This is a genomic window from Brevundimonas sp. NPDC058933 (assembly GCF_049315965.1).
Lineage (GTDB): Bacteria > Pseudomonadota > Alphaproteobacteria > Caulobacterales > Caulobacteraceae > Brevundimonas.
In genome coordinates this window covers 192,055-216,815 of sequence record NZ_JBMOSL010000004.1, presented here as the reverse complement: position 1 = coordinate 216,815, position 24,761 = coordinate 192,055, and the positions used below count along the sequence as shown (strand labels likewise).

Sequence of the window (24,761 nt, the reverse complement as noted above, 5' to 3'; positions counted from 1 at the left end):
TCCCTCGCCGCCGCCCTGTCTCGCGGTTTTCGGACATGACGGCGCCGCGCCCCATCAGTCCCGCGTGGTCGCGATCCGCCACAGGGCCTTCAGAATATCCACCGCCAGGCACAGCATGATGATGGCCAGCACCCAGCTCAGCACCGTGCCCAGGGTCAGAGCCGTCTCGGCCAGGCCGCGCTGGGCCTCGGGAATGGCGTGGATGGCGTCGAAGTCCATGTGGATCGGCGAAGCTCCCATGACCCGCGCCGTCTGGTCGCCCTGCGTCAGGGTGGCCCAGTGACCGGCCTGGAACAGCCGCCAACCGATCCACAGTCCCGCCGCGGCCACCGGAATCTTCAGCAGGGCCTGCAAGCGCCGCGCCTCCGGTCGCCACAGGGTGACGCCGTCCACCGCCATGCCCGCCACGGCCCAGGCCAGGATCAGTCCGAACAGCAGCGACCAGATCGGCGCCGCCGCCACGCTGACGTCGCCGCCGCGCAGGGCGAAGTCGCCGATGCCGGTGAAGCGGATCGCGCCGATCCACCACAGGATGAAGACGGCGCTGGCGATGAAGGACCACAGGGCCTGGGCGGCCCCGGTCGTCTCGGCGCGCACGCCCCAGACCTTGGCGCCCCGGGGCAGCCATTCGCCCTTGGCCTTGTCGCTTCCCGACAGGGACGCCCCCCATTTCGCCGGGTCGGCCAGACCAAAGGCCGACAGGTCGCGCACCCGCCATTTCGTCAGCCAGGTCGGCTTGATGTCGTAATGCTCCATGATCGCCCCAGCCAGGGTCAGCGCCCCCAGCAGGGTCAGAGCGCCGGAGAAGAAGCCGTTGAAGGCCTGACCCATCGACTGACCGAAATTAGCCGGATCGCCCAGCACATGGACCAGCAGGCCCAGCGCCTGCACCGCCGCGATCACGATCAATCCGGCCTTGGCCCCGAACAGCCAGTAGGGAAACAACTCAGGCCCGATCAGCGAATCCGGCCCCTTGCGATAGCGGGCCGCGACGACCAGCGGATGACCGATCTCGTGCAGGATCGCCTCCTTCTCCTCGTCGCTCAGCGCCCGGCCCAGTTCCTCCTCGCGCGCCTCGACCCGGCTCAGGATCAGGTCGCGCAGCTCGGCGACGATGTCCTCGCGGTCCTCGACCGACAGTTGGGCCGCAACGGCCTCCAGATAGCGTTCGATCACGTCCATATCGGTCTTCCTCCCCCGGGATTTCACAGCATTCGGTCCAGCGAGGCGTTGATGCCGCGCCACTCGTCGGTCAGGGCGGCCAGCATGGCTTGGCCGCCGGGCAACAGGACGTAGAAGCGTTTCTTGCGCTTCTCTTCCTCGCGCCATTCGCTGGTCAGCAGCCCCTGCCCCTCCAGCCGCCGCAGCAGCGGATAGAGGGTGGATTCCTCCATCTCTAGCCCGTCCGCCGCCAGGGCCTGACGAAGGGTGTAGCCGTAGCGTTCGGTCCGCAGGCAGGCGAGCACCGCCAGCACCAGCGACCCTCGCCGCAGCTCCAGCCGCATCGCCTCGAACAGCGCCTTGTCCACGTCGCCTCGCCTCACCCGTCGTCACATAGTGTGTGACACACAGTGTATGGGGCACACTGTACGAGACTGTCAACAACCAGCGTTCAGATCTGTGTCAGGACCATTTGGCGCTGCCTCAAAACCACTCAAAGAGTGGCGCGACGCGAGAACCAACGCACCATTCAGCGGCACTCACTGGAGGTCTGCGTTGCGCCCGCCAGAAGGCCGTTCCCCGAACGCCGGAGACTCGACGTTCAGACTGTCAGCCTATCCTGTAGGAAATCAGTTCGGCGCAGCTGGATATTCAGGGCCCATAATCTCAAGGCCGTCCCAGGCAAGATGTTCACGGTCACGGCAAAGGTCCCTTTCTGCGCCGTGCCTGTCGGCCGCCTAAGACTTCATGGCAGCGATCCAAAAGGCGCAATATCACGAGAGCCCTCGACGGTCAGTTCCAGCCCCGCGCCTGGGGCCAGGCGGTTCGTGCCCAGGTTTGGCTGACCACCCCCGACCCAGATCGTCGCCGGACCCGCAGGGACCGAACGACTGCCGTCCACAGCCACGACGCTCAGAGCTCGGGGGAGGATGTCGAACTCTATATCGCGCGCTTCGCCCGCCTTCAGAGCAATCCGCTGGAAAGCGGCGAGGCTTTGCCGGGGCGCGCCATCCGCGTCCGGCCGGGCGACATAGAGTTGAACCACCTCTTCACCGTCACGATCTCCGGCATTGGCCACCCGCACGCGCAGTCGGGCGGTGTCTCCGGCGGCGATGCGGGTCCGGTCCAACCGCGCCTGCTCGTAACGGAAACGCGTATAGCTGAGCCCGTAGCCGAAGGGATAAAGGGGCGTTCCCTGGAAATAGCGATAGGTCCGCCCCGTCATGCCGTAGTCGGTGAACGGCGGCAGGTCCTCTGCGCTGCGATAAAACGTCAGGGGCAAGCGTCCTGATGGACTGAAGTCGCCGGCGATCAGTTCCGCCACCGCCTGACCGCCGTCGCCGCCGGGATACCAGGCCTCGATGATGGCCGGAATGTTCGCATCGGCCCAGTTCACGCTCATGGCCGAGCCATTGATCAGCACCAGGACGACCGGCTTGCCCGTCGCATGCAGCGCCTCAAGCAGCTTTTGTTGAGGCGCGGGCAGATCCAGGCTGGTCCGATCTCCACCGGCGAAGCCGGGCGCCTGGACCGACATCTCCTCGCCCTCGTACTTCGAGGTCAGGCCGGCGGCGAAGACCACCAGATCCGCGCCGCGCGCGGCGATCAGGGCGGGCTCGAAGCCGACGCCGGGTCGGCTCCACTGCAGACGATGCGTCGCACGCACGCCGATCTGCTGGGCCTCGATGCGGATCTTGTGAACCTTGTCATCCGACAGCATGACCGGACTGTCCGAGGTCGGCCAGGCGCCGTCCCACATGTCCGCCACCAGCGCGTCATCGATATAGACCCGATAGCCGGCGTCTCCCGTGTAACGGAACCGGTATTCCCCCGCCTCGGGCGCCTTGATGTAACCGCTCCAGCGCGTCGAGGCGTTGCGCTGCTCCCGATCGGGCCAGCCCCAGCGGATCATGACATTGGCGTCGGTGCGGGTGGTCAGAGATCCGGTCAGTTCAGGCGTTTCGAACGCCTCGGCGGACAGGCCCGGCTCGATGCAGGCGGCGTCGCGACAGAAGGCGGCGTCGGGAATGTCCTCCAGCGGCGGGGCGACCCAGCCCGTGCCCTCCACATAGGTCGTCTCCGCCTCGGGGAAGCGGGCCCGCAGTCCGGCGAGGATGGTCGAGGGGTTCGACGGCGTGCCGTTGTAGTTGCCGACGAGGGCCTCGACTGTGTCGGCGTTGGGGCCGATCACGGCGATCCGACGCGGCGCCTGGGCCAGGGGCAGCAGGCCGTCGTTCTTCAGCAGGACCAGAGACTTGCGCGCCGTCTCCAGCGCCAGGGCGCGGTGCTCTGGCGTGTCGAAATCCTTCGCGCCGATGTGCGCGTAGGGGCCGGACGCCGTCAGGTCCATCGTGCCCAGACGGTAGCGCGCGGTGAACAGCCGCACCACGGCGCGATCCAGCTCGGCCTCGGTGAGCAGCCCCAGTTCGACAGCCTTGACCGTCGTCTCGGGCCTGAAGGTCGCGTTGAAACGGAAGTCGCAGATCAGGTCCGTGCCCGCCTTGATGGCCAGCGCCACCGCCTCCTCCGGCGTCTTCACCGTAGCGTGCGAGGTCGGCAGATAGATGTCGGCCACGGCGGCGCAGTCCGAGACCACATGGCCGTCAAAGCCCCAGTCGGTCCGCAGCCGCCGCTGCAGATAGTCCTCGCTGGCGCACGCCGGCACGCCGTCGATGGCGTTGTAGGCGCACATCAGCGCCTGAGGCTTGGCTTCGGTCACGGCGGCGTGGAAGGCGGGCAGATAGGTGTCCGTCACATCGTGCGGCGACGGATGGATGTCGTCGCTGTGCCGCGTCGCCTCCGGACCGCTGTGGACGGCGAAATGTTTGACGGCTGCGATCGTCTTGGGATGAAGCGCGTCGTCGCCTTGAAGGCCTCGGATATAGGCGACGCCGAACCGGCCGGTCAGATACGGATCCTCGCCCCAGGTCTCCTGCCCTCGCCCCCATCGAGGATCGCGGAAGATGTTGATGTTGGGCGACCAGACGGTCAAGCCGCGATACTGGGTCGAGCTTCCGTCCGCGCCGCGCGTGTCGATGTATTTAGCGCGGAACTCGGTGGCGACCGTGTCGGCGACGCGTTCGATCAGTTCGGGATCCCAGGTGGCGGCCATGCCGATGACCTGAGGAAAGACCGTCGCGATGTCGGCGCGGGCGACGCCGTGCAGCCCTTCGTTCCACCAGTTGTAGGCGGGCACTTGCAGGCGCGGGATGGCCGGGGCGCCATGCTGTATTTGGGACGCCTTCTCCTCGAGAGTCATGCGGGCGACAAGGTCTGTCGCGCGCGCCCCGGCGCCAACCTCCTCGACCAGCACCGGCTTCGGCGTCGTTTGGGGTCGGGTCAGGGCGCTGGCCCCATCAGGGAACCCGGCTCCCAGAGCAGCCGCAATCGCAAGCGCGGGCATCATCCTGAAATCGCGGCCCAGAGATTCAGCCTTGCGCGACCCATCACCAATTCGGCGACGACCTAGTCTCTGTGCCATCTCTCAACCTCTGTGATCAGAGCCCGCCAAGGGGATCAACACCGCCCAGGCCCCCTGCCTCATTTAGTATTATTATATTTCTTTTCCTGCAAGATTGGCATTTCAGTCCTTAACCCCACGCTGCCCCTCCCACAGGCTCGATCCGACCGCGCCCGTCAGCACCGCACCATAAGCTGAGGTCGGATATTCTGTTCGCCTCTCTGGAGCCCTCTCCAGAGACAGAGGGATGACCCGCCCTTAACCGCTTTCAAAATGCGGCCAAACTGTAGCCAATTGGCCGCATTTCCAGCCCAATTGGGCCGCTCCGCAGACATAATTGTTGCCGCCACGCTTACGCCGGGTGACAGAGACGGGACACCAACACGCCGTTCACCCAGGCAAAAGTTCTGGGAGGGGAACCAAAAATGAACACGATAAAATCTCGGCTCATGAGCTCGACTCTGATCGCCGGCCTCGCGGCCGCTGCAATCAGCAGTGTTCCTGGAGCCGCTGTGGCTCAGCCTCAGGACGAACAGGCCACCAACGTCGGCGAGATCGTCGTCACCGGCTCGCGCATCCGCCGCAGCCCGACCAACTCCCCGACGCCCCTGATCCAGATCGGTCAGGAAGAGGTCCTGCAATCGGGCGAAGTCAACGTCATCGACTTCCTGGCCGACATCCCCGCCCTGTCGACCTCGCAGGTGCCGGAAGACACCACCGGCTCCAACCTGAACGACGGAGGTCTGTCGCTGCTCAGCCTGCGCGCCCTGGGCGCCAACCGGACCCTGGTCCTGGTGGACGGCCGTCGTCACGTCGGTTCGAGCCCCGGCTCGCTGGCCGTGGACGTCGACACCATTCCGCGTCTGCTGGTCGCCAGCACCGAGGTCATCACCGGCGGCGCCGCCGCCGTTTACGGCGCTGACGCCGTCTCGGGCGTGGTCAACTTCATCCTGCGCAAGGACTTCGACGGTCTGGAGATCGACGCCTCGATCGCCGAGATCAACCAGGACCACCAGCTGAGCGAACGCCTCTCGATCCTCTGGGGCCAGAACCTGCTCGACAACCGCCTGAACTACTACGTCTCGGGCGAGTTCCAGCGTAACGACGAGGTGCTGGACGCCGACGTCGACTGGCGCCGCGAGTCCTGGGCCCTGATCGGCAACGACGCCGATCCGGCCAGCGCGCCGTCGGACGGCATCCCGGACCAGATCCTGATCCGCGACGCCCGCACCTATATCCGCGGCACCAATTTCGGCGGCGTGACCATCCTGTCGACCGGCACCAGGCCCAGCGCGGCCAGCGACCCCGATGTGCCGTTCCAGACCTGCTCGGCCACGACCTTCTCGGCGAACTGCTTCTCGCTGGCGCCGTCGAACCGCCTGGACAACTCCTTCCTGTACAATGACCAGGGCGTGTCGCGTCCGGTGACCTTCGGCTCGATCCGCCAGGGCACGGGCTTCAGCCGCACCACCAGCAACGGCGGCGAAGGTCAGGTCTCCAACACCGAACAGGGCCAGGCCAGCCGCCTGCCGGAATCGACCAACTACCGCTTCCAGACCGGCCTGAACTTCGACATCACCGACCGGGTCAGCCTGTTCGCCGAAGCCAAGTATGTCGAGGAAGAAACCTACGACGCCGGCCAGCGCGTCTTCCAGGACTTCAACATCCGCGTCCTGGCCCCCAATACGGTCGGCGCCATCGGATCGACCCAGGCGATCGAACTGGGTCTGGACAACGCCTACCTGCCCTCGGACGTGCGCCTGGCCATTCAGAACAACCGTCGCGACATCTACAACTCGGCCGGCGTGATCACCAGCTCGGTCGCCGACGCCCGCGCCCAGCACAAGCTGTACGGCCCGGCGCGTAACCAGCTGAACAACCGCGACCTGCAACGCTATGTCATCGGCCTGCGCGGCGACATGGGCGACGTCGGCTTCGTCAAGGACGTCAACTGGGAAGCCGGCTACACCTACGGCGAGATGAACAACTCGAACCGCGAGCTGGGCGTGGACGTGGTCCGCTACCAGGCCGCCGCCGACGCCGTCGTCGACGTCGCGGGTCGGGTCAACGGCACGCCGGGCGAAATCGTCTGCCGCATCCAGCTGATGAAGGCCAACGGCGTCGCCGTGCCGGACGCCGTGATCACCTCGGGCGGCATATCGACCACCTACTCGCGTCAGGGCGCGGTGATCGACGACTGCTCGCCGGTCCGCGTCTTCGGTCCGAACGGCTTCACCCAGGAAGGCCTGGACTATCTGCAGGCCGCCATCACGGTGACCGACCAGAACAAGCAACACGACTTCATGGCCTACACCTCGGGCAAGCTGTGGGACTTCTGGGGCGCGGGCCCCATCGGCGCGTCGATCGGCTATGAGTATCGCAAGGAACTCACCAGCGGGGTTGGCCGCGACCGCGACACCGCCGGCCGCTTCCTGTTCCTGAACGAAGGTCCCGACTTCCCGGAAGCCAGCTACGACACCAACGACGTCTTCGCTGAAATCAGCATCCCGCTATTCCGTGACAGCTTCCTGGGCCAGTCGGCCGAGATCAACGGCGCTTACCGCTTCTCGGATTACTCGAACGTCGGCCAGCAAGAGACCTACAGCGCCCAGTTCCAGTGGCGCCCGGTCGATCAGTTCATGTTCCGCGCCACGACCGCCACGGCGATCCGCGTGCCGAACCTGGGTGAAACCAATGAGCCGCCCGGCCAGACCTTCGCCAACGGCTTCAGCGACCCCTGCTCGGCCACGGTCATCAACAACCTGGCCGACCGCTCCATCGCCAACAACCGCATCGCCAATTGCGGCGTCCTGGCGGCGGCGGCGGGCCTGAACCTGAACTTCGCCGACGCCTCGGCCGCCAACGCCTACCTGCCCAACTACGGCAGCGGCTCGGTGTCGGGTCTGGCCGGCGGCAACCCCTTCCTGAAGCCCGAAACCTCGGAAAGCTTCACGGTCGGCGGCGTCTGGACGCCGGACTATCTGCTGCCGAACTTCTCGCTCGTCATGGACTACTATGACATCGAGATCAGCGACGCGATCGCCTCGGTGTCGGCGCAGAACGCCGCCAACCAGTGCGTCAGCGGCGACGCCGTAAACGCCGGTGCCTGCGTCACTCAGACCCGTGATGCGACCTCCTTCCAGGTCGTCAGCTTCATCCAGGGCTCGCTGAACTATGCGGCCCTGACGGCCAAGGGCGTGGACTTCACCGCCAGCTACCGCTCCGACCTGCCCGAGTTCTTCGGCCGCAACTGGGGCACGTTCAGCCACTCCGTCCGCGGCAACTGGCTGATCGAGCAGCACGACTTCGTCAACATCGTCGACCCGACCGACTCCAGCGACTTCGAAGACACCGTCGGCATGCCGCGCGTGCGCTTCCTGTCGACCGTCACCTGGGCGCCGATCGACACCCTGGCCTTCAGCTGGGATTGGGACTGGCAGGCCAGCCAGGAAATCCTCGACGTCGACAACCTGGTCGCCAACCCCGACCTGTACGAAACCGCCAAGTACCTGGAAACGGGCGACTTCTCGCAGCATGACTTCTCGGTCCGCTGGGCGGCTCGCGACAATCTGACGGTCCGCGCCGGCGTCGTGAACGCCTTCGACGCCGAGCCGGCGCGCTGGCTTGGCAACACAACGGCCGACAACTTCGACCTGTTCGGACGTCGCTTCTTCCTGAGCCTGAACTACCGTCCGTTCTAAGCCTTTGGGCCTGAACGGAAGAGGGGCGGCGGACTTGGGTTCGCCGCCCCGCGCCGGTACGTGAGCGCACCGCGCTCACGTACCGGCGGCGCTACTCAGTGGGGCGGCTCCGATGTTGGCATTGCCAATAGCCGCTTGGGGTCGAGAGCCCCCCAAGCAACCGTCGGGGCCGCCCTTCTAGCATTGCGCCGGCGATCACTCCCGCGGACCAACTCGCCTTTGCCTTGACCGCGATCGTTGCGAAGTCGCCTCCATCGCCACGGGCCGTTCCAGCTCGTCACGCTGATGAAGCCGTTGCCTAAAGAATACGTCCGCACCGGCAATGACGTGGTGCTGACCGCCGTCGCCACCGGCCTGATCACGGCGGTCATCGCCGGACTGTTCAACTGACGCAAACCCGCGGCCCCGAAGATGTCTTCGGGGCCGCGCCATGCCCGGCCGCCGCGGCCAACAAGGCGCCGACGGCGCCGTTTGCACACCCGCCCCCGCCCGCTAGGGTTCAGGCATGACCTTTCCCCTTCGCCGCCTCAGCCCCGTCTGCGCCGTCTTCGCCGGCCTCGCGCTCGGTGCCTGCACGACCACGGTCGGCGGCCTGCCGGTCAGGAACACGCCGTCCGACCTGGCCCAGTGCCCGGACCTGAGCGGCGTCTATCAGGCGCATGGCGAGATCCTCAGCCGCCGGGGCAAGCCGACCGCCGCCCCCGATCTGAACGCCCTGCTGGCTCGCCCCCTGGCGGTGCGCAGCCTGTCGCAGTCGCCAGACACATGGGCCGACGGGGCGCCGGCCACGGTCGCCCTGTCACAGGATGGCGAGGCGTGGCGCATCGCGGTCGCCAACGGCCAGGGCGCCGCCGCCCAGGGCCGCCTGCCCCTGCTGAACGGCGCCGCCGATCCGCAGCCGAACGAGCCGCCCTACACCGCCGACCTCCTGTCGCGCACCAACGGCTGCGCGCGTGACCGGCTGTGGATCGCCACCGAAAGCGTGCGGACCCAGCACGAAAGCTATACCGCCGACAGCCATGTCGGCGTCCTGACCGCCACGCCCGAAGCCCTGTTCCTGGACCTGTGGTCGCAGCGGCGTCAGATGGGCCTGCTGCCCTGGGCCTTCGTCGACACGGCCGTGACCCGCTACCGCTTCGCCCGCCTCACGTCGCCCGCGTCGCCAGCGGCGGCGCAGCCGTAACGGCGGAATTGGGTGAACCGTCGGTCAGTCGGCCTCGGCGACCTCTCCGCCCTGAACCATCCGCGTCACGGCCATGTCGGCGGTGACATTGCCCAGGGTGCGGAAGATGTCGGGAATGACCTCGACCGCCAACAGCAGGGGCAGCATCTCCAGCGGGACCCCCATGGCGATGCAGATGGGGGCGATGGAGGCGAAGAAGCTGGCCTGTCCGGGCAGACCCACCGTGCCGATCGAAATCAGCACCGCCGTCAGCATGGCGGCCAGAAGCTGCCCCGCCGACGGCTCGACGCCGAACAGGTGGGCGCAGTAGATGGCGACGCCCAGGTTGGCGACGGGGCTGGTGATGCGAAACACCGCCACCGCCAGCGGCAGGACCAGACCCGCCGTCGCCCGCTTCACACCCAGCATGTCGACGGACCGCTCGACCATGACCGGCAGGCTGGCCAGCGACGACTGGGTCGAAAAGGCCACCACCTGGGCCGGCGCGGCCGCGCGGGCGAACCGGCCCAGCGACACCCGGCCAAAGACGACCGCCAGCGGATAGAAGATCAGGCCGATGCCGATGCAGGCGAGGGAGATCAGGGCGACGTAGTGCAGCAGGACGCCCGCCGCGCTGGCCCCCGCCGTCAGCCCCACCCCGATCGACAGGGCGAAGACGCCCAGCGGCGCGGCTCGCAGCACCCAGCGGACGATGGTGATCATGGTTTCGCCCACCGCCTCGAAGAAGGTGATCAGCGGCGTGCGCAGCCTTTCGGGCAGGCCCGAGGCGGCAAAGCCGAAGAAGACGGCGAAGACCACCATGCCCAGGATGGCGTCCTCGGCCGCAGCCCGGATGGGGTTGGCGGGGGCGATGGTCTTGAGGAATTCGCTGAAGGGCGCGCCGGCGCCCAGCCCCTCGGCGCCTTCGGGCCGGATCGCCAGCAACAGCCGCGCGCCTTCGGGATCGATCGGCCAAAGAGCGTGCAGGCCGTAGGCCGCGCCGACCGCGTAGACGGTGGCGAAGACGATCAGCCCGCCGAACCAGGCCACGGCCCGCATCGCCAGCCGCCCGGTTCGCGCCGCGTCGGCGATGGAGGCGATGCCGGTGACCAGCAGGCTGAAGACCAGCGGAATGATGGTCATGCGCAGGGCGTTGAGCCACAACTGCCCCAGGGCCTGAATCAGATCCGCTGTCGCGTGGCCGCCCGGCAGGCCCCACTTCTCCGCCGCCGCCCCGGCCAGCAGGCCCAGCACGAGCGACAGCAGCACCAGAGTGCTGAGGGAGGTCAGAAAGGAGCGCGCCGTTTTCATACCGTCACGCTAGCAGCCGCCGTGAATCGCGCCAGTCGCTTTCGTCAGACCCTCGCCCTATGGCGTCCCGCCGTTCGGCGCACTACCTTGACGTTCATGGCTCGTTCTCCCTCGAAATCGTCCAAGCCCGTCCACGTCCCCGGCCAAGCTCCGGGGATGCAGGAGATGGCCGCGCCCTTCCTTCAGGACGCGCCGCGCGGGCGCGGGAACAAGGCCATGCCCATGTTCGCGCCGGTCACCGGCCCGCGCCTCGTGCCCGAGGAGCCGCCCGCCGCCCCCGGCGACTGGGTGCCGCACCGCCCCGCACGCGACAGCAAGAAGAAGGGCGTCCCCTTCAGGCTGGAAACCAAATACACCCCCGCCGGCGATCAGCCCGCCGCCATCGCCGAACTGGTCGCCACCGCCGAGGGCGGCGAACGGGATCAGGTGCTCCTGGGCGTCACCGGCTCGGGCAAGACCTTCACCATGGCCAAGGTCATTGAGCAGACCCAGCGCCCGGCCCTGATCCTGGCCCCCAACAAGACCCTGGCCGCCCAGCTCTATTCCGAGTTCAAGGCCTTCTTCCCCGACAACGCGGTCGAGTATTTCGTCAGCTACTACGACTACTATCAACCCGAAGCCTACGTCCCGCGCACCGACACCTATATCGAGAAGGACTCGTCGATTAACGAGCAGATCGACCGGATGCGCCACTCGGCCACCCGCGCGATCCTGGAGCGCGACGACGTCATCGTGGTCGCCTCGGTCTCCTGCATCTACGGCATCGGCTCGGTCGAGACCTATACCGCCATGACCTTCTCTCTGAAGGTCGGCGACCAGATCGACGAGGCCAAGCTGCGCGCCGACCTGATCGCCCTGCAATACAAGCGCAACGACCTGAATTTCGAGCGCGGCATGTTCAGGAAGCGCGGCGACGTGCTGGAGATCTTCCCCGTCCACATGGAAGACCGCGCCTGGCGCATCCAGCTGTTCGGCGACGAACTGGAGTCGATCCAGGAGTTCGACCCCCTGACCGGCAAGAAGACCGCCGATCTGGAGGAGGTCACCGTCTACGCCGCCAGCCACTACGTCACCCCGCGCCCGTCGCTGAACCAGGCCGCCGCCGGCATCAAGGCCGAGCTGAAGGAGACGCTCGACTGGATGATCGAGAACGGCAAGCTGCTGGAGGCCCAGCGTCTCGAACAGCGCGTGCGCTTCGATCTGGAGATGATGGAGGCCACCGGCTCCTGCGCCGGCATCGAGAACTACAGCCGCTGGCTGACCGGCCGCGCGCCGGGCGAGCCGCCGCCCACCTTCTTCGAATACATCCCCGACAACGCCCTGCTGTTCGTGGACGAGAGCCACGTCACCGTGGGCCAGATCAACGGCATGTTCCGGGGCGACTACCGCCGCAAGTCGACCCTGGCCGAGTACGGCTTCCGCCTGCCCTCCTGCATCGACAATCGCCCGCTCAAGTTCGACGAGTGGGACGCCATGCGGCCCCAGACGGTCCACGTCTCCGCCACCCCCGGCCCGTGGGAGATGGAGCGCACCGGCGGGATCTTCGTCGAGCAGGTCATCCGCCCCACCGGCCTGATCGACCCGCCTGTCGAGATCCGCCCGGTCTCCGGCGCGACCCGCAATCAGGTCGACGACGTCATCGACGAGGTCAAGGCCGTCGCACGGCAAGGCTACCGCAGCCTGGTCACCGTCCTGACCAAGAAGATGGCCGAGGACCTGACCGAATACATGCACGAGCAGGGGGTGCGCGTCCGCTACATGCACTCCGACGTCGACACCCTGGAACGCATCGAGATCCTGCGCGACCTGCGCCTCGGGTCTTTCGACGTCCTGATCGGCATCAACCTGCTGCGCGAGGGCCTCGACATCCCCGAGTGCGGCCTGGTCGCCATCCTCGATGCGGACAAGGAGGGCTTCCTGCGCTCGGAAACCTCCCTGATCCAGACCATCGGCCGCGCGGCGCGCAACGTCGACGGCCGCGTCATCCTCTACGCCGACCGCATGACCGGCTCGATGGAACGCGCCATCGCCGAGACCAACCGTCGTCGCGAGCGTCAGGAGGCCTACAACCTCGAACACGGCATCACGCCCGAAAGCGTCAAGCGCGACATCAAGGAGATCATGGCCTCGCCCTATGAGAGCCGCGAGATGGACCGCCTGACCCGCCCCGGCGTGGCCGAGGCCTCCAAACCCTTTGTCGGCTCCAACTTCCAGGCCGCTCTCAAGGACATGGAGGGCCGCATGCGCGAAGCCGCCTCCAACCTCGAGTTCGAAGAGGCCGCCCGCCTGCGCGACGAGATCAAGAAGATGAAGCTCCTCGACCTCGAATTCGCCAACGAAGCCCTCACCGGCGCCGGCGAAGCCGTCGACAAGTCAGCGCCGAAACGCTGGCGCGCAGAGGCGGCGGCCGAGAAGGCGGAGGCGTTCAGGAAGGGGCGGTAGGGCATTCCTTCTCCCGCAAGGGGAGAAGGAAAACACGCGCCTAACGCCCCCCGATCCCCCTCCGCCATCCTCCTTTCAGTGCGCCCTTCTCACGAGTCGATCCCTGGCCGCCGCCTTCCAGAGCAGGCAGAACGCCTGCGGCAGGGCGCCGCCCTTCATCTCCGATTCATGATGCGTCGGTGCAACATGGGAGGCCTGCCGCAAGCTTGGCCGCAAAACCTTTGCGACCTTGCGGCGAAAATGCGGCATGGTGCGTTACGGAGATACGCGATGACCAAATCGAGCAACCCCGACACCGAGGCCCGCGCCAACCTGCGCGTGGTCGCCTCGCCTGAGGCCGAGGTCTATGACCTGATGCGTGCGCCCGAGACCACCGCCGAGCGCGTCAAACGCCTCCAGGCCGAGGCGCGCGCCCTGGCGCTCGAACAGGTCGAGGCGCTGGAAGAGGTCTTGCTCAAGGCGTCGGAAATGGCCCGCGAAATCGCAGAGGGCGGCGACGCCTACCCCGTCGGCGCCCGCGAACTGGCCCATCGTCTGGTCATGGACCTGCCCGCCAAGGCCGAGACGATGAAGGCCATCGTCGCCAAGAGCCATCCATGACGGCTTAAAGGGCGCTATTGCTCGCGACGCGGTCGCTCGCTGCCTGAGCGCATAAGCGCCCCTTCTTCACCGTCATCCCGGCCGAAGCGAAGCGCAGAGCCGGGACCGCCCAGGACGCCGCCGTCAGCCCTTCCTGCGGTCCCGGATAGCGGCTGCGCCGCTTCCAGGATAACGGCGAGAAGATTCACCCGACGATGTCGGAAAACTCTGGATGGCGCTTGAGCCAGGCCACCGCATAGCTGCAGTGCGGGACCAGGGTCAGCTTTTCCGCCCGTGCGTGCTCGGCCATCGCCTGCATGAACCTGCCCGCCGCCCCCGAGCCGCGCAGGGCCGGATGGGCTTCGACATGCAGGATGATGCGGGCGTGACCACGCACCGCATACTCGGCCCAGACGGGATGCTCGACCCCGTCGGCGTCGGCGAACTCCTGCTGGAAGCGGTGGTCGGCGGGCTGGTCGCGGAAGGCGGTCATGAAGGCTCCTGAGGTCAGGCCGGCCGATCGTTCAGCAGGGCCAGCAGACCCAGAACGCTTTTCACCGTGAACCAGACCGACACCAGCAGCAAAAGAAGTCCGAACAGCAGCAGGAAGGGAATGCCGATCAGCAGGAACGACGCCACGGCGCTGACCGCGATCAGCCCCCACAGCACGATGGTGATCCAGAAGACCGACCAGAACAGCCTGATCTGAGCCTCGATATGCTGCGCCGCCAGCCCCGTCGCCGAACCCCGGCAGGCATAGGCCACCACCAGCCCCGCCAGCACCAGCAGGTTGGCGCTGGGGATGGACAGGATATAGAGGATCCAGGCCAGAACGGCGCCGTCCCGGCCCTTGCCGCGCACCTCGGAATACTGATCGGTCATGACGGGCCTTTAGTAGAAGAGACGAAGGGGATGACGGATGGCGCGGCCTTCCAGCAGGTCTTTCAGGCCCAGGGCGCCGCGCACGATCGACCAGACCGCCATGACGAACAGGACGAAGACCCCGACGTTGACCAGGATCAGCACCACCCCGCCGACGATGGCGGCCACGGCGGCGAACAGGGTCCGCTGCTGAAAGATGAAATGGCTGCGCGCCAGGGGATCGCTCGGCGGCGTCTTGCGCCACATCCGCAGAAGGCCGATCGCCGCCGCCACGCCAAAGGTCGGCACCGCGAACAGGATCAGGGCGTATCCGACATAGAGGCTGGTCAGGTCGCCAGCCTGATCGGACGAGGCCGCCGCGCTGTTGCTGCTGTAATCGCCGGACTGGACCATCGGAACCTCTTGAACGAGGCGGGACAATGGCGGGACGCAACGCCGCGCGCAACCGGCCTCAGCGCGAATAGGCGACTTCGCAGCCCGCCGCCGCAGCGCCGGGAATGGCGCCGGGCTTTTCCACCCGGACCTTGACCGCCAGAACGCGATGATCGTCCAGACAGGCCAGAGCCACTCGCTCGGCGAAGGTCTCGACCAGGGCCACGTGCTCGCCGCCCGCCAGTTCGCGCGCGATCCGGGCCACGCCCTCATAGTCCAGCGTATCGGACAGGGCGCGGATCGGGGCGACGCCCAGGTCCAGCTCGACGTCCACGAACAGGGGCTGCAGCCGGCCATGCTCGTGAGCGTAAACCCCGATGGCGGCCTGAACCTCCAGCCCGCGCACCAGCACGGTCAGGCCCAGACGGCGCGGCTCGGATGCGGTGAAGGGGGTGACGACGGCGCTCACGACCAGGTCTCCGGCGGCAGGATGTCATTGATGCTGAAATCAGCTCGGTCGCACCAGTCGCCCAGCGCCCAGCCCCGCTCGGCCTCGGTCAGGCCGCGCGTCAGCACGGTATTGGTCGGCGTCTCCTCGATGGCCAGTTCAGCCAGACGAAAGGGCAGGCCCTCGGCCGCGAGGATGGCTTCCAGCTTGCGCCACAGGGCGATGACCAGAGCCTCGGTCGTCGGATCGCCGTCCACGGTCAGGACCTGGTTCAGCCGTTGCGGCTCATGCGCCTGGAACCAGTCCAGCAGCGGATCGGCGCGGTTGAGCTGGAAGGCATGGTCCAGACTGCGATCGACGAAGCCGTGCCAGCGCCGCTTCAACTGCTCGAACGAGGCCGCGTGGTTCGACTGGCCGAAGGCGATCTCGGCCGTCGGCTCCAGCGTCACCCTGACGAACTCGTTGTGCCCGTGCGGCACGGCGCACCTGGACCCCGCATCGGCGATCAGCCGGTGCGCCATCGAGAAGCGGCGGTTGAACTGGACGACAGGCATCAGAGGCAAGGGTTCCGAAAACGCGGGTGCTCCATATAGGCGCCGCGGAGGGTTCGCGCATCAACACCGTGACGGCGGCGAAGTAAAGGCGGCGTCAGGGCAGCGGGATCCCGTCAAAGGCCACGTCGCGGCCCCGCCCGATCAGGCTCTCGCCCCCGTCCACGGTCAGATTCTGACCGGTCAGGCTTGGCGTCTCGAGGATGAAGCGCACTGTGCGCGCCACGTCCTCCAGCGAGGCCCCGCGCCCCAACGGGGTGTCGCGCCAGGCGGCCTGATACTCGGCCTCGGTCTGCTCGCCGCTGCGCAGGATCAGGCCGGGCGAGACGCCGCACAGCCGGACGCGGGGCGCCAGCCCCATGGCCAGGGTCCGCGTCAGCCCCGCCAGACCGACCTTGCCGGCCGTATAGGCGAAGAAGTCCGGGTTCGGACTGTCGATCTTGTGATCCAGGATATTGACCACCACCCCCTGCCCCTCCGCCGCCTCGACCGCCGTGGCGAAGTCGCGGATCAGGAAGACCGGCGCGGTCAGGTTAGACGCCAGATGCTCGCCCCACGACGCCTCGGTCAGGGTATGAAGGGTATCATAGCGGAACAGGGAGGCGTTGTTGATCAGGGCGTCGATCCGCCCGAAATGGCCGGCCACCCGACCGATCAGCCCGTCGCGTTCCGCAGCATCGTTGAGGTTGGCCTGAAAGGCCGCCGCTCGCACGCCCTTGCCGGTCAGTTCGGCAACCAGAGCCGCCGCCTCGTCCGCTCCGCCACGATGGTGGACGGCCACGTCCCAGCCCGCCTCGGCCAGCGCCCGCGCCAGCCCGGCGCCGACCCGACGCGCAGCGCCGGTGATCAACACCACCTTGTTCAGGGGATCGCCCACTCAGCCCGGCCTGCGGCGGAAGATTTCCACGCCAGCAGCAGCGGCCTCGGGGAAGATGTCCGGCTTGGTGATCCGGACCCGGCAGGCCTCGACCGGCGACAGGGCGAAACAGACGCCGATCAGCTCCTCGACCAGGGTTTCCAGCAGCTCGACATGGTCGCGGTCGCGCCAGCCGGCCACATGGTCGCGCACCCGGTCGTAATCGATGAAACCGCCGTCGGCCCCCGTCTTGGGCAAAGGCCAGGCGGCGAACATCTCGACATTGACGATCAGCCGCGTGGGGCGCTCCGGGTGCCGCTCCCACGGGTGCAGGCCGATGCGCACATCGACCGCCACGTCCGACAACAGGACACGGACATGATCCCCGGCGTGACGCCAGTCGAACCCGCCCGCGCCCGCAGCCGATTCAGTCAACCCGGCCGAACTCGTAGAAGTTCACGGCGGCGATGACGGCGATGAAGGTGAAGATGATGCCGATGGCCAGCATGGGAAGTCTCCTGTTCAAAGCTTCGCATAGAGGCACAGGCGCGACTGTTCAAGCCGCCGCCGCCCGGCCTATCGTCGCCGCATGACCCCATGGCGCACCCGAATCGAGCCCTTCACCCGCCCCTTCTTCTTCGCCTGGTCGCGGATCAACCGGGGCATGACGCTCGGCGTGCGCGGGCTGGCGGTGAACGGCGAGGGTCGCGTGCTGCTGGTCAAGCACACCTATCTGAACGGCTGGTGGCTGCCCGGCGGCGGGGTGGACAGGGGCGAAACCACCCAGACCGCCGTCGTCCGCGAACTGCGCGAGGAGGCGGGAGTGATCGCCCATTCGGAACCGCGCCTGATCTCGGTCCATTCCAACGAGCGCTTCTTTCCCGGCGACCACGTCCTGGTCTTCGCCATCGACGCCTTCGACCTGACCGAGCGCACCAGCCACGGCGAGATCGCCGAGATCGGCTGGTTCGCCCTCGACGCCCTGCCGGAAGATACGACCCGCGCCACCCGCGACCGCCTGGCCGAAATCTTCGGCGGCGCGCCCGCCGATCCGAACTGGTAGAGGCGACGCATGCAGACCCCCATCCTCGTCTTTCTGACCCTGCTCATGGCGGGCGCCGCCACGGCCTTGCAGGGTCCGACCAACGCCAGGCTGATGACGGCGGTCGGGTCGCCGGTGAACGCCGCCTTCATCTCCTTCGCGGTCGGCACGGTGGCTCTGGGCTGTCTGGCGCTGGCCATGCAGACGCGGCCCGACGTGGCCGCCATGAAGGCCCTGCCCTGGTGGGCGTGGATGGGGGGCTTCTATGGCTGCGCCTTCGTCATTTCCGCCGCCTGGGGCGTGCCGCGCCTCGGCGTCGCCACCACCATCACCCTGATGGTCGCGGGACAGCTGGCGCTCAGCCTGGTGCTCGACCATTTCGGCGCCCTGGGCGTCGAGAAGCAGCCGCTGAGCCTGGGCCGCATCGCCGGGGTGGCGCTGGTGATCGGCGGCGTGGTTCTGGTTCGCCGTTCGTGATCCTATATCCCGCCCGATGACCGAACAGACGACCGACATTCCAGGCGCGACCGTTCTGCCGCTTCAGGCCGCAGAGCTGATCGCCGACGAGGCGCGCCGCGCCCCCGACAAGCCCGGGGTCTATCGCATGTACGGCGAGGACGGGACCTGCCTCTATGTCGGCAAGGCCAAGTCGCTGAAGAAGCGCGTCATCCAGTATGCGCAGGGGCGGTTTCATACCCAGCGCATCGGCCTGATGGTCAGCCTGACGCGGTCGATGGAGCTGGTGGTCACCGCCTCCGAGACCGAGGCCCTGCTGCTGGAATCCAACTTCATCAAGAAGCTGAAGCCGCGTTTCAACGTCCTGCTGCGCGACGACAAGTCCTTCGCCGAGCTGATGATCCGCCGCGACCACCGCGCGCCCCAGGTGCGGAAGCATCGCGGCGCCCACACCATCCCCGGCGACTATTTCGGCCCCTTCGCCTCGACCTGGGCGGTCAATAATACGCTGAACACCCTGCAGAAGGCCTTCCTGCTGCGCTCCTGTTCGGACAGCGTTTACGAGACCCGGACGCGGCCCTGCATGCTGCACCAGATCAAGCGCTGCTCGGCCCCCTGCACCGGCCTGATCAGCCTGGAGGATTACGGCGAACTGGTCACCGAGGCGGAACAGTTCCTGCGCGGCAAGTCGCGGGCCGTGATCAGCCGCCTGTCGCAGGAGATGCAGGCGGCCTCCGACGACATGGATTTCGAGACCGCCGCCCGGGTGCGCGACCGCATCCGCGCCCTGTCGGCCATCGCCATGGAGAACAGCGTCAACGCCGACGGGGTGGCCGAGGCCGACGTCTTCGCCCTGCACGCCGAGGGCGGCCAGGCCTGCGTCCAGGTCTTCTTCTATCGCGCGGGCCAGAACTGGGGCGGGCGGGCCTATTTCCCGCGCGTGGACAAGACGGACAGCGATCCCGAGATTTTCGCCGCCTTCCTCGGCCAGTTCTACGAGGACAAGCCGATCCCCCGCCTGATCCTGTCCAACGTCCGCCCGCACGAGCTGGAACTGCTGGAAGCCGCCTTCTCGATGAAGGCCGAGCACAGGGTCGAGATCAGCAAACCCTTGCGCGGCGGCAAGCTCAGCCTGGTCGATCACGCCCTGACCAACGCCCGCGAGGCCCTGGGCCGCAAGATGGCGGAGAACTCGGCCACGTCGAAGATCCTGGACGAGGTCTGCGAATCCCTCGGTCTGGACGCCCGGCCCGAGCGGATCGAGATCTACGACAACGCCCACATCTCGGGCACCAATGCGGTCGGCGGCATGGTGGTGGCCGGGCCCGAGGGCTTCCGCAAGAACCAGTATCGCAAGTTCAACATCCGCGGCGAAGATCTGACCCCCGGCGACGACTACGGCATGATGCGCGAGGTCATGCGCCGGCGCTTCGGCAAGATGGTCAAGGACGAGGAGGCGGGCGAGGCGGTGGAACGCCCCGACCTGCTGCTGATCGACGGCGGAGCGGGCCAGCTGGCCGAGGTGCTGGCGGTGCTGGCTGACCTGGGCGTGGACGACATCACCGCCGTCGGCGTGGCCAAGGGACCGGACCGGGATGCGGGCAAGGAGCATTTCTTCATGCCCGGCAAGCCGCCCTTCATGCTGCCGCTGAAGAGCCCCGCCCTCTACTATATCCAGCGGCTGCGCGACGAGGCCCACCGCTTCGCCAACGGCGCCCACGCCAAGCGCCGCTCGATGGACATCAAGAAGAACCCTCTGGACGAGATCGAGGGCGTCGGGCCGGGGCGCAAGAAGGCCCTGCTGCACGCCTTCGGCTCGGCCAAGGGCGTGGGCCGCGCCTCGGTGGCCGACCTGGTCAAGGTGGACGGCATCAACCAGCCCCTGGCCGAGCGCATTCATGGCTTTTTCCACAAGAACTGAGGGCTTGAGCCGTCAGCCGCTGCGGGTCTAGGAAGGCGCTCATGACCGATGAACTCACCGACGGCTATCACCGCTTTCGCCAGAACCGCTGGCCGTCCGAGCGGGCGGAGTATGAAGCCCTGGCCCACGGCCAGAAGCCGCACACCCTGGTCGTGGCCTGCTCCGACAGCCGCGCCGATCCGGCCCTGATCTTCGACACGGCGCCGGGCGAACTGTTCGTGGTGCGCAACGTCGCCAACCTGGTCCCGCCCTATGAACCCGACGGCAAGCTGCACGGCGTCTCGGCGGCGCTGGAGTTCGGCGTCAACGTGCTTCAGGTCAAACGCATCGTGGTCATGGGCCACGCCTTCTGCGGCGGCGTGAACGCCATGCTGAACGGCTCGCCCGCCAACTGCCAGGACTTCGTCGCCCCCTGGGTCGAGCAGGCCGCCCCGACCGTGCGCCGCGTGGTCGAGGACTTCCCCGCGGATCAGACCGAGCGCGTGGCCGAGGAGACGGTCGTGCGCCTGTCGATCGACAACCTGCGCACCTTCCCCTGGATCGCCGAAAAGGAAGCGGCAGGCGAACTGAGCCTTAGCGGCCTGCACTTCGGCATCGCCGACGGCATCCTGACCAAGCTGACAGGCGCCAGGCGGTTCGAACGGCTGGACTGAGCCGACAGGGGCGACAGGTCGCCGCCCCGCCCCGCTCTCGCATCAGGCGGCGAACCATGGCACACCGGCAGGCGTTGCAATGGACGTGATGATGACCCCTGCCCACAAAGCCAATCCGATCCCGAACATCCTGACCAGCGTCCGTCTGGCGGCGGGGGTGGTCATGTTCCTGCTGCTGGCCGGCGCGACCAGCGGCTTCCCCTTCCTGTCGGCCTGGCTGAGCCCTGACGACCAGTTCGCCATGTACCGGACGGGCTTCTGGATATTCGTCATCGCCGCCTCGACGGACTGGATCGACGGCTATCTGGCCCGTCGCTGGAACGCCGAGACGCGCTGGGGCGCCATCCTGGACCCCATCGCCGACAAGATCCTGGTCACGGGCGCCATCCTGGGCGTGCTGACCAGCGGCTCGGTGCAGCAGATCATCATCCCCTGCGGCCTGATCCTGTTCCGCGAGTTCGCCGTTTCGGCCCTGCGCGAGACCATGGCGGGGCGCATCAACCTGCCCGTCACCCTGGCCGCCAAGTGGAAGACCACCCTGCAGATGGTGGCCCTGGGCTGCCAGTTGTTCGCCCGCAACTGGGACGGCTGGGGTCTGCCCTTCGACTATCTGCCCCACTTCCAGCTGTTCTCGGACACCCTGATCTGGCTGGCCGCCCTCATCACCCTGTGGACCGGCTGGCAGTATTTCAGCGCGGCCCAGAAGCAGATGCGGGATCTGTAACCAGGCCCTTGCTCGGTCCCTTCTCCCGGTGGGAGAAGGTGGCCCGAAGGGCCGGATGAGGGTCGCCTCTATCCGTCGGCGCGCGCCGCCCGCGCCACGGCTGCCGCCGACTGGAACCCTAGCCCCTCACCCTTTCGCCTTGCGGATCGCCTTCGGCTCTCCGAGGCTCAAGCCCTCTCCCGCCGGGAGAGGGCTTTTTTATTAGAGCGCCTTGTCCATGACCACGAACTCCAGCGCCCGCGTCTGCGGCAGGCCGAAGCGTTCGTCGTCCAGCGGGAAGGGCCGGGTGTCGCCGGTCAGGCGATAGCCGCGACGTTCGTACCAGGCGATCAGTTCGGTCCGCTGGCGGATGACGGTCATCTCCATGCGGGTCGCGGCGAAGCGGGAGACAGCCTCGGCCTCGGCGGCGTCGATCAGGCGGCGGCCCAGACCGCCGGCCTGACGGGTCGGGTCGACGGTCAGCAGGCCGAGATAGGCCAGGCCTTCGCCCTGATCCGCCACCTGGACGCAGCCGGTCAGGACGCCCTCGACCTCGGCCAGCAGAATGACCCGCGAGGCGTCGGCGATGATCTCCAGAAGCTCGTCCTGATCGGTGCGCTGGCCGCCCAGCAGGTCGGCCTCATGGGTCCAGCCGGCCCGGGCAGCGTCGCCGCGATAGGCGCTTTCGACCAGGCGGTGCAGCCCCGCCACGTCCGAGGACGCGGCGGGCCGGAAGGTCGTCGCGGTCATTTGACCCCGAGTTCCGCGATCAGGTGATCCATGCCGTAGACGTCGCGCAGGGCCGTGGTCACGGCCTGGGTGGTGACGATGACGCTGCGATTGACGTTGCGGTCATAGCCGTAGGCGTTGCGCTGGGTCAGGACGGTGGAGTCGAAGTTGGCGCCGATGATCTCGCCCCTGGCGTTGACGGCGGGCGAGCCCGACGAGCCGCCGATGGTGTCAGACGAGACAGCCATGTTCATCACCGCGTTCGGGTCGATGCGATCCTTGGCCGCCAACAGTTTCGGCGCAACGTTGAAGGGCTCGGCCCCCGTCGCGCGATCCCACAGACCGGCGAAGGTGGTGAAGGCGCCGATGCGCTGGCCCGGAACGTCCGTGCCCTCGACCCGGCCATAGGTCAGGCGGAGCGTGCCGGTGGCGTCGGGATAGACGGCGTCGCCATAGGCGGCGAAGCGGGCGGCGGCCAGTTGTTCCGAGGCGCGGTCGGTCGGCGCCTTGACCTTGTCATCCCACGTCTTGCGCACGGCGCGGGCGTCGGCGTCGATGGCCAGGACATACTGGATCAGCGGATCGGTCGAAGCCTGGACGGCGGGCAGGCCGCCTTCCCACAGGGCGCGGCGTACGGCGGGATCAGCCAGCTTGGTGCCTTCGATCAGGCGGGCCGACAGGGCTTCGGGGCTTTCCTTGCCCAGCAGGGTGCGGACGTAGGGGCTGTCGACGGTCAGCCATTCGCGGGTCTTGGACAGCCACCATTCCAGACGGATCTGCTCCAGTTCCGAGTAGGTCGGGCGCTCGGCGAACAGGCCGGACTGCACGCCCGGCAGGCGGCTGTCGGCATACTCGGCCAGACGCTGATCCGACGGCTTGGCGCGTTCCTGGGCGCCGCGCACGATGGCCCGCGCCCATTGGAACAGGGGCGAGCCGCCTGCGACCGAGGTCGTGCCCATGCCGGTGCCGCCTTCCAGCAGGGCCATGGGGGCGTAGAGCTCGCGGGCCAGGGGCTGAACCGCGTCCAGCGTCGCCCACGGGTCCGTAGCGCCCCCTGCCGCGCGGGCGCGGAAGTCGGCCTCGGCCTCGGCCTTGGCGGCCATGAAGGCGGGGTCGATCAGGGCGGCCATGCGGCCGCGACCGCGCTTGTAGGTGTTCTCGACGCCGACGATGGGGTCCATGGCGATGAAGGCCTGTTCCTCGCCTTCCTCGGAGTAGCGGATCAGCCGGCCGCGCAGTTCTGAGGCGATCAGCTGGTCCAGCGGCAGGACGACATCGCGGATGGTCATCAGCTGCGACTGGGTCAGCAGGCGCTGGGTCGAGCCGGGGTTGCCGGTGACGAAGACGGGCTCGCCCTCGGTCGGCTTGTTCGGGTTCCAGGTGAAGTGGGTCGGGGTCGCGGCGGGCTTGCCGTCTTCATACAGGCGGATGAAGGCCGCATCGATGGCGAAGCGCGGGAAGGAGAAGTTGTCCAGGTCGCCGCCGAAGGTCGCGGCGCGGTCTTCCGGGGCCCAGGCCAGACGCACGTCGGCGTATTTGCGGAACTTGTAGAGCTTGAACTGGCCGCCGCGATAGAGGCTGACGACCTGGCAGCGGATCTTGGGATCATCGCCGCAGTTCTCGGTTTCGATGCGGCCGGCCTCGGCCTCGCGCGCCTGGGTGAAGGCCTGGCCGTCCAGACCGGCGCCCGCCTTCTGCACGCGCTCGGTGACGTCGACGATGTCGGTCAGGATCTCGGCCGAGCCGCCGGGGCATTTCAGTTCTTCCTCGCGGCTTTTCGGCGTGAAGCCGGTCTCGGCGTACTGCAGTTGCGGCGTGGACAGGTTGGCGACGCAGGTGGCGACGCAGTGGTTGTTGGTCATCACCAGGCCTTCGCCGGAGATGACGCCCGCCGAGCAGCCGCCGAACTTGACCGAAGACAGGCGGACCTTGTCGAGCCAAGCCTGGTCGATGTTCGTGCCCAGGGTCTGGTTGGCGCGGGCGATGGGGAAGTTGTCGTAGGTCCACATGCCTTCCTCTGCCTTGGCGGAAGAGGCGGCGGCGAAGGCCAGGACGGCGGCCGAGGCGAAGAACATGGGACGCATGGAGAACTCCTGGTTCAGACTCTGGCGAGGAAAAAACAGAGTCCAATTCGTCTGAATAGTCTGAAATCGGCGGCGCGGACGAGAGAAGCTAACAGGGCGCTGCGTCAGACGGGGGCGTAACTTTCCTCCCTGTCGCGCAGCGATGGGGAGGTGGCGCGGAGCCGAAGGCGACGTGACGGAGGGGGCGACTCCACGGCAGGCGTTTGCGCCGCCCCCTCCACCACTACGTGGTCCCCCTCCCCATGAAA

22 protein-coding genes are annotated in these 24,761 nt (G+C 67.5%); 9 read left to right on the top strand and 13 right to left on the bottom strand.

The annotated features are described in order from the left end of the window. Nucleotides 1-54 precede the first annotated feature (54 nt). The 3 genes from ACOZBP_RS10755 to ACOZBP_RS10745 all read right to left on the bottom strand — a co-directional run bounded on the left by ACOZBP_RS10755 (nt 55) and on the right by ACOZBP_RS10745 (nt 4,567). Nucleotides 55-1,182, bottom strand: a complete 1,128-nt coding sequence (locus ACOZBP_RS10755) for a hypothetical protein (protein WP_422676425.1) — start codon at nt 1,180-1,182, stop codon at nt 55-57. Nucleotides 1,183-1,205: 23 nt separating this feature from the next. After that, on the bottom strand, nt 1,206-1,505 hold the full coding sequence (locus ACOZBP_RS10750) for a PadR family transcriptional regulator (RefSeq protein WP_422676439.1): 300 nt from the start codon (nt 1,503-1,505) through the stop codon (nt 1,206-1,208). 401 nt (nt 1,506-1,906) lie between these two features. Continuing rightward, nucleotides 1,907-4,567 carry a glycoside hydrolase family 3 C-terminal domain-containing protein gene (locus ACOZBP_RS10745; RefSeq protein ID WP_422676424.1) on the bottom strand — a complete coding sequence of 887 codons (2,661 nt, stop codon included), beginning with the start codon at nt 4,565-4,567 and terminating at the stop codon, nt 1,907-1,909. A 503-nt stretch (nt 4,568-5,070) separates the two neighbouring features. Here ACOZBP_RS10745 and ACOZBP_RS10740 point away from each other — a divergent pair. Both ACOZBP_RS10740 and ACOZBP_RS10735 read left to right on the top strand, forming a co-directional pair. Then, entirely contained in the window at nt 5,071-8,322 is a 3,252-nt protein-coding gene (locus ACOZBP_RS10740; protein ID WP_422676423.1) for a TonB-dependent receptor domain-containing protein, read from the top strand. Nucleotides 8,323-8,827: 505 nt separating this feature from the next. Beyond that, entirely contained in the window at nt 8,828-9,505 is a 678-nt protein-coding gene (locus ACOZBP_RS10735; RefSeq protein WP_422676422.1) for a hypothetical protein, read from the top strand. Between the two features lie 24 nt (nt 9,506-9,529). Here the strand turns inward: ACOZBP_RS10735 and ACOZBP_RS10730 are convergent, their stop codons facing one another. Next, entirely contained in the window at nt 9,530-10,795 is a 1,266-nt protein-coding gene (locus ACOZBP_RS10730; RefSeq protein ID WP_422676421.1) for a dicarboxylate/amino acid:cation symporter, read from the bottom strand. A 96-nt stretch (nt 10,796-10,891) separates the two neighbouring features. Here ACOZBP_RS10730 and uvrB point away from each other — a divergent pair, with 96 nt between their 5' ends. Beyond that, nucleotides 10,892-13,237: an excinuclease ABC subunit UvrB gene (gene uvrB / locus ACOZBP_RS10725; RefSeq protein WP_422676420.1), complete on the top strand. Its 2,346-nt coding sequence runs from the start codon at nt 10,892-10,894 to the stop codon at nt 13,235-13,237. Between the two features lie 270 nt (nt 13,238-13,507). Further along, the gene (locus tag ACOZBP_RS10720; protein WP_422676419.1) at nt 13,508-13,837 is read left to right on the top strand and encodes a hypothetical protein; all 330 of its coding nucleotides are present in this window, start codon (nt 13,508-13,510) and stop codon (nt 13,835-13,837) included. A 184-nt stretch (nt 13,838-14,021) separates the two neighbouring features. Here ACOZBP_RS10720 and ACOZBP_RS10715 read toward each other — a convergent pair whose 3' ends face one another. From ACOZBP_RS10715 to ACOZBP_RS10685, 7 genes are all read right to left on the bottom strand, one after another. After that, nucleotides 14,022-14,309: a GNAT family N-acetyltransferase gene (locus tag ACOZBP_RS10715; RefSeq protein WP_422676418.1), complete on the bottom strand. Its 288-nt coding sequence runs from the start codon at nt 14,307-14,309 to the stop codon at nt 14,022-14,024. A 14-nt stretch (nt 14,310-14,323) separates the two neighbouring features. Then, a complete protein-coding gene (locus ACOZBP_RS10710) occupies nt 14,324-14,698 on the bottom strand; it encodes a hypothetical protein (RefSeq protein ID WP_422676417.1) in 375 nt (124 codons plus the stop codon). A 9-nt stretch (nt 14,699-14,707) separates the two neighbouring features. Further along, complete coding sequence (locus tag ACOZBP_RS10705) at nt 14,708-15,091, bottom strand: serine/threonine protein kinase (protein ID WP_422676416.1); 384 nt, start codon at nt 15,089-15,091, stop codon at nt 14,708-14,710. A 58-nt stretch (nt 15,092-15,149) separates the two neighbouring features. Continuing rightward, on the bottom strand, nt 15,150-15,539 hold the full coding sequence (gene folB, locus ACOZBP_RS10700; protein ID WP_422676415.1) for a dihydroneopterin aldolase: 390 nt from the start codon (nt 15,537-15,539) through the stop codon (nt 15,150-15,152). Continuing rightward, entirely contained in the window at nt 15,536-16,072 is a 537-nt protein-coding gene (locus tag ACOZBP_RS10695; RefSeq protein ID WP_422676438.1) for a 6-pyruvoyl trahydropterin synthase family protein, read from the bottom strand. The genes folB and ACOZBP_RS10695 overlap by 4 nt, the downstream gene beginning before the upstream one ends. Before the next feature lie 94 nt (nt 16,073-16,166). Continuing rightward, nucleotides 16,167-16,946: an SDR family oxidoreductase gene (locus tag ACOZBP_RS10690; RefSeq protein WP_422676414.1), complete on the bottom strand. Its 780-nt coding sequence runs from the start codon at nt 16,944-16,946 to the stop codon at nt 16,167-16,169. Next, complete coding sequence (locus tag ACOZBP_RS10685) at nt 16,947-17,360, bottom strand: dihydroneopterin aldolase (protein ID WP_422676413.1); 414 nt, start codon at nt 17,358-17,360, stop codon at nt 16,947-16,949. Nucleotides 17,361-17,514: 154 nt separating this feature from the next. Between ACOZBP_RS10685 and ACOZBP_RS10680 the strand changes: the two genes are divergently transcribed. From ACOZBP_RS10680 to pgsA, 5 genes are all read left to right on the top strand, one after another. Continuing rightward, the gene (locus tag ACOZBP_RS10680) at nt 17,515-17,988 is read left to right on the top strand and encodes an NUDIX domain-containing protein (protein ID WP_422676412.1); all 474 of its coding nucleotides are present in this window, start codon (nt 17,515-17,517) and stop codon (nt 17,986-17,988) included. Nucleotides 17,989-17,997: 9 nt separating this feature from the next. Continuing rightward, nucleotides 17,998-18,444, top strand: a complete 447-nt coding sequence (locus tag ACOZBP_RS10675; protein ID WP_422676411.1) for a DMT family transporter — start codon at nt 17,998-18,000, stop codon at nt 18,442-18,444. Between the two features lie 16 nt (nt 18,445-18,460). Then, a complete protein-coding gene (uvrC, locus tag ACOZBP_RS10670) occupies nt 18,461-20,344 on the top strand; it encodes an excinuclease ABC subunit UvrC (protein ID WP_422676410.1) in 1,884 nt (627 codons plus the stop codon). Between the two features lie 41 nt (nt 20,345-20,385). Then, nucleotides 20,386-20,997, top strand: coding sequence for a carbonic anhydrase (locus ACOZBP_RS10665; protein ID WP_422676408.1), 612 nt, complete (start codon nt 20,386-20,388; stop codon nt 20,995-20,997). Between the two features lie 91 nt (nt 20,998-21,088). Next, entirely contained in the window at nt 21,089-21,721 is a 633-nt protein-coding gene (gene pgsA / locus ACOZBP_RS10660) for a CDP-diacylglycerol--glycerol-3-phosphate 3-phosphatidyltransferase (RefSeq protein WP_422676406.1), read from the top strand. Between the two features lie 201 nt (nt 21,722-21,922). Here the strand turns inward: pgsA and ACOZBP_RS10655 are convergent, their stop codons facing one another. Together ACOZBP_RS10655 and ACOZBP_RS10650 are read right to left on the bottom strand one after the other, a co-directional pair. After that, nucleotides 21,923-22,450, bottom strand: coding sequence for a GNAT family N-acetyltransferase (locus ACOZBP_RS10655; protein ID WP_422676404.1), 528 nt, complete (start codon nt 22,448-22,450; stop codon nt 21,923-21,925). After that, nucleotides 22,447-24,513: a S46 family peptidase gene (locus ACOZBP_RS10650; RefSeq protein WP_422676403.1), complete on the bottom strand. Its 2,067-nt coding sequence runs from the start codon at nt 24,511-24,513 to the stop codon at nt 22,447-22,449. Before ACOZBP_RS10650 ends, ACOZBP_RS10655 begins: the two co-directional genes overlap by 4 nt. Nucleotides 24,514-24,761 lie beyond the last annotated feature (248 nt).